Raw genomic sequence first — 12,338 nt, 5'->3', positions numbered from 1 at the left:
GGAGGCCGTCATGTATCCGATCGCCTCTCACTGGCTCAATTACATCGATGGTGCTTGGGTCGACAGCGCCCAGCACCTGCGCGTGAACAACCCCGGTACTGCCGAGCCGCTGGCGACCATCGCCCAGGCTACTGTCGAAGACGCCGAGCGTGCACTGCAGGCAGCGCGTCGCTGCGCCGACAGCGGCGAGCTGACCCGCGCCCGACCGGCGCAGCGGGTCAGCTGGCTGCTGCGCATCGCCGAGGAAATCCGCGCGGTGGCGGATGAGGGCGCCTGGGTGCTGTGCCAGGAGAATGGCAAGAGCATCAACGATGCCCGCGATGAGTTCATCGAAGCCGCGCGCTACTTCGAGTACTACGCCGGTATGGCGGACAAGATCGAGGGCACCTCGATCCCGCTGGGCAACGGTTACATGGACTTCACCGTTTACGACCCGATGGGCGTATCGGCGCAGATCGTGCCGTGGAATTTCCCGGTGTCCATCTGCGCTCGTTCCCTGGCGCCGGCGCTGGCTGCCGGCAACGCGGTGGTGATCAAGTCGCCGGAGCTGTCGCCGCTGGGCATGTGCGTGCTGGTGCGCGCCATCGTCAAGGCAGGCTTGCCGCAGGGTGCGATCAACCTGATCTGCGGCCGCGGTCGCGAGGTCGGAGCGCATCTGGTGAGCAGTGCCAAGGTCGACCAGATCGTCTTCACCGGCTCGGTGCCTACCGGCCAATCGATCCTCCGTGATGCGGCGGCCAACGCCATTCCCAGCGTCATGGAACTGGGCGGCAAATCGGCCGCCATCGCCTTCGCCGACGTTGACCGCAAGCAGCTGCTGGCCAGCGTCAAGAACGGAATTTTCTTCAATGCCGGGCAGGTCTGCTCGGCCATGTCGCGCCTGCTGGTGCAGCGCGATATCTACGAAGACATCGTCCAGGCGGTGGTCGAGCTGGCCGAAGGGCTCAGCGTCGGCCTCGGCCAGGACAACCCGGACCTCACCCCGGTGGTCAGTGCCGCTCAACTTGCTGGAATCGAAACCCTGTGTCGGCGCGCAGTCGATGAAGGCGCGGTACTGGCCACCGGTGGCGAGGCTCATAGCGAACTGGCCGGGCACTTCATGCGCCCGACAGTGTTTCGTGACGTGCGCGCGGACATGTGCATCGCCCAGGAAGAGGTGTTCGGCCCGGTGCTGGCGATCATCCCCTTCGACAGCGAAGAGCAGGCCATCGAGATTGCCAATGGCACCGATTTCGGCCTGGTCGCCGGCGTCTTCACCCAGGACATCAGCCGCGCCATGCGCTGCGTGCGGCGCCTGCGCGCTGGCCAGGTTTTTGTCAACGAGTGGTATGCCGGTGGCATCGAAACGCCGTTCGGCGGTGTTGGCCTGTCCGGCTTCGGCCGTGAGAAGGGCCAGGAAGCGCTGTACAGCTACGTACGCACCAAGAACGTCGCCATTCGCGTGGCGGGGGAGTGAGCGCCATGTTCAAGACCTGGTTGTGTGTGGTCTGCGGCCTCATCTATGACGAGGCCCTGGGCTGGCCGGACGACGGCATTGTCGCCGGCACCCGTTGGGAAGACGTACCGGCGGACTGGAAGTGCCCGGAGTGCAAAGTCGGCAAGGAAGATTTCGAGATGCTCGACATCAGCCCGGTCGTCGCTGCCGCCGCAGCGCCGCTCAGCACGCCGTTGCCGGTGCCACCGCAACCGTTGCAAGCCATAGCGGCCGACGTGCGCCAGCCCATCGTCATCATCGGCAGCGGTTATGCTGGTTATGGCCTGGCCCAGGCCCTGCGCCGCGCCGATGCCGAGGTAGAAATACGTGTGCTGACCCAGGAGTCCGGGCACCTGTACTCCAAGCCGGCGCTGTCCATCGGCCTGGCTCAGGGCAAGAGTGCCGACGCGCTGGCCGGTGAGTCGGCGCTGGCCATCGAGAAGCGCCTGAAGATTCGCGTCTACCCGCATTGCATGGTGGGGCACATCGACACCACGGCGCGGCGCCTGCACACCAACATCGGTGAAATGGAATACGGCCAGCTGGTGCTGGCCAGCGGTGCGGCGCCGATTCGCCTGCCCATCGAAGGGGCCAGCGATGCGCTGATCAGCGTCAACAACCTGCATGACTACCGCAGCTTCCGCGAGCGCCTGGTCGGCGTGCGACGTGTGGCGATTCTCGGTGATGGGCTGATCGGCTGCGAGTTCGCCAACGACCTGGCGGCCAGCGGTTTCCAGGTCAGCGTTATCGGCCTGGGTAAGTGGCCGATGGAGCGCTTGCTGCCGGCCGAAGCCGGGCAACATCTGCAAAGTGCGCTGGCAGCGTTGGGCGTTAGCTGGCACTTGCAGAACACCGTTCGCCGTGTCGATGCGCTGGAGCAGGGCTACCGCTTGACCCTGGCCAATGGCGAAAGCCTGGAGGCCGATCTGGTGCTATCGGCTGTCGGCCTTCAACCCAATCTGGGCCTGGCCAAATGTGCTGGTTTGGCCGTGGGCCGTGGGATTCAGGTCGATGCTCAGCTGCAGAGTTCGCAACCGGGTATCTACGCCCTGGGCGACTGCATCGAGGTCGATGGGCAATTGCTGCCTTATCTGGCGCCGATCAACCAGGGTATTGCCGCGCTGAGCAAGACCTTGCTCGGCCAGCCCACAGCGGTGAGCTATCCGCTGATGCCGGTGACGGTGAAAACCCCGGCCGCACCGCTGTGTCTGTTGGCGCCGGCACCTGGCACCGCTGGTGAGTGGCGCTGCACACCGAGCGCCGATGGCCTGAGCGCCGGCTTCTACGATGCCCAGGGGCTGGCGTGCGGCTTCGTCCTGCTCGGACGACAGGCGCAGACCCAACGCAACAGCTGGCTGCAAAGCTGCCAGAACGCACAACGATCAGTGGCCTGAGGGCACGCGCATGAGCAAGCAAATCAATCTGCCCCATGACGACAGCAGTTGCGGCTGGTACGCCGCATTGCCGCAGCAACCTGCGTGCAAGCGCCTGCAAGGCGAGCAACGTGCCGACTACGCGGTGATCGGTGCCGGTTTCGCCGGCCTGGCCGCTGCGCGCCGCCTTGGCGAGCTGCTGCCGGACAAACGCATCATCCTGGTCGACGCCCAGCGTGTCGGCCAGGGCGCTTCGGGACGCAACTCCGGTTTCGTCATCGACCTGCCGCACAAGTTCGCCCTTGAACATCCCGACCCGGCCCACAAGCAGCGCCTGCTGTCGCTCAACCGCGCTGCCATCGCCCAGCTGCAAGGGTTGATCGAGCGTCACGGTATCGACTGCCAATGGTCCCATGCCGGCAAGTATCAGGGCGCGGTGGGCCAGCGTGGCCTGGCGTATCTGCAGCACTTCGAACAATTGCTGAGCAATCTGGGTGAACCCTTTCGCCTGGTCGAGCGCGACGAGCTGGCGCAGGTGCTGGGCAATACCTATTACAGCCGCGCGATCTTCACTCCGGGTTGCTATCTGATGCAGCCGGCGGCACTGGTCACCGGGCTGGCGCACTCGCTGCCGGAAAACGTCGAGCTGCTGGAAGAGTCGCCCATCACCGGTCTGCAACGCGACGGGCAGGGCGGCTGGCTGCTACAGGGCAGTCAGGGCACGATTCACACCGAGCAGTTACTGCTTGGCACCAGCATCTTCACCCAGGAGTTCGGTTACCTGCGCAACCGTTTGCTGCCGGTGATGACCTTCGCCAGCTGGACGCGTCCGCTGAGCGATGCCGAGCTGGCGGCCTACGGTGGTCAGCTCGATTGGGGCCTGACCCCGGCCGATCACGCCGGCACCACGGTGCGCATGACCCAGGATCGCCGCTTGATCATCCGTAACACCTACAAGCACGTTCCCAAGTACGGCAAGAGCACCAGCGACGGCATGCGCGAGTCGGTGCGCGCCGATCATCGCAAGGCTTTCCTGGCGCGTTTCCCGCAACTGGCCGATGTGCCGTTCAGCCACACTTGGGGCGGCGTTTACGCGATCTCGCGCAACTTCACCAACTTCTTCGGCGAGCTTGAGCCGGGCGTGTTCGCCTCGGCCTGCGACAACGGCGTCGGCGCGGCCTGGGGCACCATCTCCGGCACACTGTTGGCGGAAATGGCGGTGGGCAGCGATTCGGCGCAGTTGCGCGATATCCAGGCGGTCACTGGTATGCCGTCGCTCAATCCTCCGGAACCGTTCCTCGGCCTGGGCGTGCGCTCGCGCATCCGCCTGGCAGCCTGGAACAGTCGGAGTGAGCTATGAGCCAGGTCGTTTCCGGGAAAGGCCCGGTGCTGCTGGTCGATCACCATGATCTGGAGTTCCTCCCGCGCGGCGGACCGCCCGGCGCCGCCTTCGTAGCGCGAGCGATCAGCAACGACATTTCGCCGAACATCGGCATCGGCTTCGCCCGCTGGGAGGGCGCCGAGGTGGCCTGGACTCTGCTCTATGACGAGGTGATCTTCGTCATCGAGGGCTGCTTCGAGCTCAAGGCCAATGGTCAGTTGTATCGCGTGCAACCGGGGCAACTGTTGTGGATTCCCGAAGGCACCGAGCTGGTTTACGGCGGACATGCGTTGTTCGGTTACGTGGTGCATCCGGGTGACTGGAAACAACGGCATGGTCTGGCCTAGCAGCGAGAGGGTTGACGATGGTCCTGCTTTGCTGCGCGCCCGGCTCAGGCGTGGTGGTTCTCCGTGAAAAAGGGGTGAGCAATTGCTCGGACTGACCCAGGCGTTCGCTGCACTCTATCTGGCCAGTCTGCTGATGCAGCTCGGCTCGACTCTGCTGATGACCTATCTGGCGCTGCGCCTGGCTGCCGGCGGCGTCGCCGAATTCTGGGGCGGCGCGCTGATGGCTGCCAATGCTCTGGGCATGGTGGTCGGCGGCAAGGTCGGCCAGGTGCTGATCGGCCGTGTCGGCCATATCCGTACCTACGTCGCCTGTTCCGGCATCATCTGCGCGGCGGTGCTGACGCATGCCTTCAGTGAAGCATTGCCGCTCTGGCTGTTGCTGCGTTTTGTCGTCGGCGTGGCGATGATGTGCCAGCTGATGGTGGTGGAGAGCTGGCTCAACGACTGCGCGCAGAGCGATCAGCGTGGCAAGGTGCTGGGCATCTACATGGTCGCGGCCTACGTCGGCATGATGCTCGGTCAATTGGCGCTGAGCATCGACGGCAATCTCGGCCTGCATGCGCTGCTCGGCGTGGTCATCGCCTTCGCCCTGAGCCAGGTGCCGGTGGCGCTGACCCGCAGCACCCATCCGAGCATACCGGGCTCCGAGCCGGTCGACCTGCGCCTGTTCCTGCAGCGAGTGCCGCAGTCGCTGTTCACCGTACTGATCTCGGGGATGATCAACGGTGGTTTCTATGGCTTGTCGTCGATCTACGCCAGCCGACAGGGCCTGAGCACGGTGGAGGTGAGCCAGTTCATGGCCCTGGCGATTGCAGCCGGGCTGCTTGCGCAACTCCCACTGGGCTGGCTGTCGGATCGTCTGCCACGCGCCAGCCTTATTCGCGGTGTGGCGGCGTTGCTGATCCTGACCTGCCTGCCGCTGGCGTTCTATCAGGGCCTGTCGTTAGGCGTGCTGCTGCTGTTCAGCGCGTGTATCGGCTTTCTGCAGTTCTGCCTGTACCCGCTCGGCGTGGCCCTGGCCAACGACAATATGGAGCCGCGTCTGCGCGTGTCACTGGCGGGCTTGTTGCTAGCCACCTTCGGCGTGGGCGCCTGCATCGGTCCGCTGTTGGCCGGTGCGCTGATGGGGCATTTCGGCCCCTCCAGCCTCTATCTGTTCTTTGCCATCAGCGCGGCGGTATTGGCGGTTGCCGTGGGGCAAGGGCGCGTGACCGGCGAGCACCTGCAGGACGATGCGCCTCTGCAGCATCAGGCCACACCCAATGCCCTTGCCTGCACGACCCTGGCTGCGGTTATCGAACCAGCGGTCAGCGTGGAGGAGCGAGTCGAGGAGGCACCCAGCCAGAGGCTCTGAACGATCCATCCCTACCTGCGAATGGATGCGCAAAGCTCAGCCATAACGACGAGCCTGCAGGTGCCTGCCTGGCGGCTCACCAGCGCCCATGAAATATGGCTTTGAGGCTTTTGCGAGGTGCCCTGAGCGACCGTGTGGATTGATGATTAAAAGTCATAAGTCGCGCAGATTAAATGGTTTGTCGATGGATTCGCGCCTGTTCGACTATTGATCATCCGCAGCGATTACCGAGCCGCCAACTGCACCTGCAGGGCTCAGTCCGGATGCGGAGAAAACTATTACAAGAACAAAATCGAGGTGCGTGCATGAAGCCTATGGTTGCGGAAGACATAGTCGGTCGAGACTTCAATATTCGAGTGCTCGGCTTGAACTTCCATCGCGTCATATTCCCCGTTTCCTTCTCCATCATCCTGTTGCTGGTTCTCCTGGCACTGAGCAATCCCGTGGTCTTCGGCGAGACGCTGGAAGGCATCAAGGGCTGGATCCTGAAGAACTTCGACTGGTTCATCATCATCATGGGCAATCTGGCGGTGCTGTTCTGCGCCGGCCTGGCGCTGTCGCCGCTGGGTAAGGTGCGTCTCGGTGGTCGTGATGCCAAACCCGAATTCAGCACCCTGTCGTGGTTCTCCATGATGTTCGCCGCCGGTATGGGCGTCGGCCTGCTGTACTGGGGCGTCGCCGAACCGGTAGCGCAATACACCGCCTGGTGGAAAACACCGCTGAACGTGGCAGCCAGCACCCCGGAGGCCGCTCATGCGGCGATGGGCGCAACGCTGTATCACTGGGGTTTTCACCCCTGGGCGATCTATCTGACCAGCGCTCTGGTGGTGGGGTACTTCTCCTACAACAAGGGCCTGCCACTGTCGCTCAGTTCCGGTCTGCAGCCGCTGCTGGGGCGTGGGCATCGTGGCTTGCCAGGGCAGATGGTCGATGTGTTCACCGTGGTGCTGAGCATCTTCGGCCTGGCCACTTCCCTAGGGCTGGGCGCCATGCAGGCCACGGCCGGTATTGCCCACGTGCTGGGCACACCGAATACCTTTGCCTTTCAACTGCTGTTCATCGTCGCGGTTACCGGCCTGGCCGCGTTCTCGCTGTGGCGGGGGCTGGATGCCGGGGTCAAGGTCCTGAGTAACATCAACATGCTGCTGGCGTTGGTGCTGTTTCTGCTGGTCGCGGTGGGTATTGGGGGCATGGCGTTCTTCTCCAACACCCTGAGCGCAGCGGTCGACTACGGTCAGATGTTCCTGCCGCTGAGCAACTGGATCGATCGTCCTGATCAGGACTGGTTCCAGGGCTGGACGGTGTTCTATTGGGCCTGGTGGTGCACCTGGGGCCCGCTGGTGGGGATCTTCGTCGCACGCGTTTCCAAGGGTCGCACCCTGCGCCAGATGGTGGGCATGGTGATGCTGGCGCCGACCGTGGTCACGCTGCTGTGGTTCTCTGCCTTTGGTGGCGGCGCCATCGCCCAGGTGATCGATGGCAGCGGTGCCCTGGCGGCTGGCCTCAGTGACGTCAACATGGCTATCTTCCAGTTCCTGGAAATGCTGCCGCTGGCCGGTATCGGTTCGCTGCTGGTGGTCGCCTTGTTGGTGTTCTTCATGGTGACGTCGGTGGACTCCGGTGCGCTGGTGATCGACAACCTGTCGGCTGGTGGCGACCCCGACACCCAGCCGGGTCAGCGCGTGCTATGGCTGGTGATGATCGCGTTGGTGACCGTCACGCTGTTCGTGATTGGTGGCGATACTGCGCTCAAGGGCATTCAGGCTGGTGCCGTGGCCATGGGCCTGCCGTTCATGGGGCTGATGCTGCTGCTGATGATTGGTCTGGTCAAAGGCCTGATCGAAGACTGCCGCAGCTGACGTCTGCCAATCGACGCCCCGACACTCACCGCAAGGCGAGTCTCGGGGCGTTTGCGTTTCTGCGTGCACCCTTTTTACGACCAAAGGCGCGTTTTACTCGGCCGAAAGCAGGATTGCCTGGCGCTGGTGCGTTGTCGAAGCTGAACGGTAAGCTGCCCAGAGAACCCTCGATGACCCTGTACGCTCCACGTTCTGCCTCTGTTCGGCGCTTGGCCAATGGCGCGCACTTGTGTGCGCAGCAGCAGCCCTGGGCGCAGCAGGTGGGGTTGTGTCTGCGGGTGGCCGCCGGCAGTCATGACGAGCCGCAGGCCTATCCGGGCCTGGCGCACTTTCTGGAGCATCTGCTGTTTCTCGGTAGCCGCGAATACCCGGTCGATCAGGGCTTGATGGCCTTCGTCCAGCGCCATGGCGGGCTGGTCAATGCCTCGACTCAGACGCGTTACACCGACTTCGTCTGCGAGGTACCGGCCGAGTTGCTGCAGCCAGCGCTGACACGTCTGCTGGATATGCTCGGCCAGCCGCTGCTGGCGATCGACGCGCAGCTGCGTGAGCGCGAGGTGCTGGACGCCGAATACCAGGCGCGCAGCCAGGATGCCGACAGTCGCATCGATCATGCGCTGGGCCAGGCGCTCGCCGCCGGGCATCGCTGCGGCGCGTTCCTGGCCGGTGATCGCAGCACGCTGGCTGTGGAATCTGCGGAATTTCAGCGGGCGCTGCGTGATCATCATCAGCGCCACTACCAGGCTCGGCATATGAGCCTGACTCTGGTCGGGCCACAACCGGCCGAGCAGTTGCTGGATATCGCCGAGGCGCTACTTGGGAGGTTGCCGGCAGGCGAGGGCGACGCCTGTTCCGCTCCGCCGCCGGACCTGCTGCCGCTGCGAGCGCCGTGCCTGCATCTGCAACACAGTCGCTCTGGTGTGTACCTGGGTCTTGCCGTGCAGCTCGACACCCGCGACCTGAACGCATCGTTGGATCTGTTGCTGGATGCCTTGCAGGACCCTACGCCCGGCGGCTTGCTCGACGGCTTGCGCGCGATGCAATTGTGCCGGCAGTTGCAGGCGCGGGTGCTGTATCAGCACGGTGGGCAATGCCTGCTGCGTCTGGACTTTCCTGGCGCCAGCGCGGAGCAGGGCGGCGCAGTGCGCGCCACCGTGCAGAGTTGGGCCACGCAGTTGCAGGGCGATACAGATTGGTCATTGCGACTGCAGCACCAGCAGCAGGCAGCAGCGCTCAGGTTGCTTGGGCTCAGCCCGTTGGCGGCCGCCAGGGAGCTGCAATCGCCTGTTCAGGACGATAGCCAGACCCTGCGCGACCTGAATGCCGTGCTGGCTCGCCTGGTTCGTGGTGATGGGCTGATCGAATTGCAGTGTGGCGAGCAGGCGCGACCCTTGTGGCCGGCAATTGGATTGGATTTGCCATTGCAGGCCTTGCCGATGCCATTGCCAACCCCAATGTCGAACCATCCCTGGCGGCTGCCTGGCAATGATCCGTTGCTGGCCGGCGCTGCGGTGGCATCGGCCGTTTTGCCATTGGCCGCGTTGCGACATCATCCGGGGCAGGTCGAGGGCGGGCCGGCTGCGCTTTACTGGCGAGGCCCCTGTGCAGTGGTGGGCGACGCGGCGGTCATCGAAGCGGGATTGCTGTCGCTTAGTGCCGATCTGCGCTGGCGCGGTGAGCGGCTTGGCATCGCCTGCCAGCTGAGCGTGCGTGCGGCTGGCTGGAGCCTTTCATTGCGCGGGCCTGCGCCGCTGTTGCCGGCCTTCAGTGCCTTGCTGGTACCGCTGCTGTTGGCCGCGCGGGATGAACCAGTCGAGCCCGCTTCCCAGGGCATGCTGTTGCGGGCGCTGTTGCAGCGTTTGCCGCAGCTGTGCGAGCTGCCCAGGGCCTCGCGGTTGGAAGGGCTGAGTGTTGGGCTTGGGGCGCGCGAGCAGGCGCAGTTGAACGAGTCGTGCGTGGCTGTCGAGCCGCTCACGGATCTGTCGCCCGCGCCGTGTATCGGGACTGGCATCGACTGGCACCAGGTCGCGCAGCCAAGTACGGATGCCGCGTTGCTGTTGTTCTGTCCCTTGCCTGCCGTCGATGCCTGCACCGAGACTGCCTGGCGTCTGCTTGGCCAGATTTTGCAGGGGCGTTTCTACCAGCGCCTGCGCGGTGAGTTGCAACTGGGTTACGCGCTGTTCGCCGGCTTCCGCCAGGTCGAGGGTTGCCGGGGGTTGCTGTTTGCCTTGCAGTCACCCGTCTGCGAGGCGGCTGGCATCTTCGAGCATATCCGCGCCTTTCTGGGCGAGCAGCGTCAGTCGCTCGCTGCGCTGGATGATGAGGCCGTGTCGCGTTATCGCGATGCCTTGCTGCCGGCAGTGAGCCCGGCTGAGGCCAACCTCGCACGTGCCGAGCAGCTATGGCAGCTGCATCTGGCAGGCTTGCCTGAGGTGCACCTGCAACGGGTGCAGCAGGCGTTGGTGGCCCTGACCTCTAGCGATCTGCTGCGAGCGCATAAGCAGTTGCTAAGCGCCCGCGACTGGCGCGTGTTGGCCAGCGGAGCACCATCGCCGGCCTAACTGCACCGTTTTTCCTCCCGCTCTCCATTCCCATATGCAGGCCTGGGCGTTTTGCGTTTGCCTGCAGACGTTTGCCTATTTCCCTTTTCACAGCGCTTTGCGTGCGCGTCTACGCCCTAGGGCTGGCCCGGTACTACGACCTTTCTCCTGCTACCGGTAGCAGGTCAGTCGCGAGCCGGCGGGAGCGGGCCGGTAGCGCCCGGCCAAAGCAGCAGCGAATCGCTGCCAAGGCAGCGTATGGCTCGCCGGACCTGCTTTCGATAATCGCCTCCGACACGACTGCCCTGGCGGTCGCCACTCAAGCGGAGAGCGTTATGAACAACAACAAGATCGCCATCACTCGATTTCTGCCCCTGACCCTGGCTACGGCCGTCGCCCTGGCGACTGCGCAGCAGGCCGCCGCCGAGATCGTCCTGTACGACAAGGACGACACCACTTTCTCCACCGACGGCTACATCAACGCCTTCTACGTCAATAGCGACGTGGATCGTGATGGCGAGCAGTTCGACCGCCGCCAGTCGCGGGTGAAGATGGGCTTTCTGCCCAACTGGATCGGCTTCAACTTCGGCAAGCAGATCGACGGGCTCAAGCTGACCGGCCGCTCCTCCTTCTGGGTCACCATCAACGACAGCGAAACCAATGGCACCGATACCGCCATCGACGTTCGTCAGTTCTACGGCACCGTTTCCAGCCCGGAGTGGGGCGAAGTGCTGGTGGGCAAGGACTTCGGCCTGTTCTCGCGCTCCAACATCTTCCTCGATGAGCTGCTGGCCGGTTACGGCAACGTGTCCGACACCCTTGGCCTGGTGGACGGCAATGGCGTGTCCTTCGGCAACATCGGCACCGGCTACCCGTATCCGTTCCCGACCTCGCAGATCACCTACCGCAACAACAACCTGGCTGAAGGCCTGCGTGTCGCGGTCGGCATCATGGACCCGGTCGACACCAACGACGACAGCCCGACCGGCAAGGCCTACCAGGAAAACCCGCGCTTCGAATCGGAGGTCAGCTACCAGTTCGATCTGGGCGGTTCGACCATCTACACCTGGGTCAACGGCGCCTACCAGACCTCCGAGAACACCGACGACACCGTCGACAAGGTCACCTCCAAGGGCCTCGGCTATGGCGTGCAGGCCAAGTTCGGCGGCCTGTCGCTGACTGGTTCGGGCTTCCAGGCCAAGGGCATCAACCCGTTCTTCACCAACAACCTGGGCGAGCCGACCCTGCGTGACATCGACAGCGACGGCTACCTGCTGCAGGGCTCCTACACCTGGGGCAAGAACCGCGTGGCGCTGTCCTACGGCAAGACCGAGGACGACGGCAACGGCCTAGGCGTGGCAGCGGACTACGAGACCCGCGGCATCGCCTATTTCCGCACCATCAACGACAACCTCAAGCTGGTCGCCGAATACAACCAGTACCAGATCGACGCCGCCGCCGGCAGCGGTCTGAACGAGGACACCGACACCTTCGCCGTCGGTGCGGTACTCAGCTGGTAAGCCATACGGCTTGCGGACAACGGGAGGCCCAAGGGCCTCCCGTTCTTTTTAGGAATCGAAAGGAAGAATTCAATGATCGGACTCTGGAGCGAATCGGCTCAAACCTATCTGCTGGTGCTGGCGATCAGCACTACGCTGGTCTTCGCGCTACCCATCTTCCTCGTACCGCTGACCTGGGCCCGCCTGATGCGTTGGCGCATTCCGCAGGACATCGACCTGGCGGTGTACTTCGGGCGTTGCCTGGGCGCCTTCATTCTGATCGTCGAGGCGCTGATGCTGCGCGCCGCGCTGACCGGTGAAGCGCTGCACACCACCTTCGAGGTGCTGGCCGCGGTGGCCCTGCTGATGGTGCTGGTGCATGTTCATGGCGCGATCAAGCGCATCCAGCCGTGGACGGAAACCCTGGAGATCGGCTTCTACGCCGGGATGTTCGTGCTGACCCTGATGTTCTGGCCGGCGCATTGAGGGCCCTGGTGCGCGCGGCGCACCC

Annotated in this window: 9 protein-coding genes and 1 pseudogene; all 10 read left to right on the top strand. The window is 64.1% G+C overall.

All coding sequences use genetic code 11. The features are described 5' to 3' along the window. Positions 1-10: 10 nt before the first annotated feature. The 10 genes and pseudogenes from CDO35_RS05895 (at position 11) to CDO35_RS05855 (ending at position 12,313) form a co-directional block, all read left to right on the top strand. The gene (locus CDO35_RS05895) at positions 11-1,456 is read left to right on the top strand and encodes an aldehyde dehydrogenase family protein (protein WP_099523033.1); all 1,446 of its coding nucleotides are present in this window, start codon (positions 11-13) and stop codon (positions 1,454-1,456) included. A 5-nt stretch (positions 1,457-1,461) separates the two neighbouring features. Further along, positions 1,462-1,626: pseudogene (locus tag CDO35_RS23000) on the top strand (rubredoxin); the annotation flags it as partial. Further along, entirely contained in the window at positions 1,615-2,868 is a 1,254-nt protein-coding gene (locus tag CDO35_RS05890; protein WP_243699058.1) for an FAD-dependent oxidoreductase, read from the top strand. The pseudogene CDO35_RS23000 and the gene CDO35_RS05890, both read left to right, overlap by 12 nt. Before the next feature lie 10 nt (positions 2,869-2,878). Then, complete coding sequence (locus tag CDO35_RS05885; protein WP_099523031.1) at positions 2,879-4,207, top strand: NAD(P)/FAD-dependent oxidoreductase; 1,329 nt, start codon at positions 2,879-2,881, stop codon at positions 4,205-4,207. After that, the gene (locus CDO35_RS05880; protein WP_099523030.1) at positions 4,204-4,575 is read left to right on the top strand and encodes a cupin domain-containing protein; all 372 of its coding nucleotides are present in this window, start codon (positions 4,204-4,206) and stop codon (positions 4,573-4,575) included. The genes CDO35_RS05885 and CDO35_RS05880 overlap by 4 nt, the downstream gene beginning before the upstream one ends. Before the next feature lie 82 nt (positions 4,576-4,657). Next, complete coding sequence (locus CDO35_RS05875) at positions 4,658-5,929, top strand: MFS transporter (protein WP_208019936.1); 1,272 nt, start codon at positions 4,658-4,660, stop codon at positions 5,927-5,929. A 305-nt stretch (positions 5,930-6,234) separates the two neighbouring features. Then, positions 6,235-7,788 (top strand): BCCT family transporter, encoded by a 1,554-nt coding sequence (locus CDO35_RS05870; protein WP_099523029.1) that lies wholly within the window; start codon positions 6,235-6,237, stop codon positions 7,786-7,788. Between the two features lie 170 nt (positions 7,789-7,958). Beyond that, the gene (gene pqqF, locus CDO35_RS05865; protein ID WP_099523028.1) at positions 7,959-10,349 is read left to right on the top strand and encodes a pyrroloquinoline quinone biosynthesis protein PqqF; all 2,391 of its coding nucleotides are present in this window, start codon (positions 7,959-7,961) and stop codon (positions 10,347-10,349) included. A gap of 314 nt (positions 10,350-10,663) precedes the next feature. Next, positions 10,664-11,848: a porin gene (locus CDO35_RS05860; protein WP_079783496.1), complete on the top strand. Its 1,185-nt coding sequence runs from the start codon at positions 10,664-10,666 to the stop codon at positions 11,846-11,848. 72 nt (positions 11,849-11,920) lie between these two features. Further along, the gene (locus CDO35_RS05855; RefSeq protein WP_099523027.1) at positions 11,921-12,313 is read left to right on the top strand and encodes a hypothetical protein; all 393 of its coding nucleotides are present in this window, start codon (positions 11,921-11,923) and stop codon (positions 12,311-12,313) included. Positions 12,314-12,338: the final 25 nt, after the last annotated feature.

The sequence above is a fragment of the Pseudomonas sediminis genome, from assembly GCF_002741105.1.
Taxonomy (GTDB): domain Bacteria; phylum Pseudomonadota; class Gammaproteobacteria; order Pseudomonadales; family Pseudomonadaceae; genus Aquipseudomonas; species Aquipseudomonas sediminis.
The sequence above is the reverse complement of the archived record's forward strand: the minus strand, read 5'-3'. Positions and strand labels throughout refer to the sequence as shown.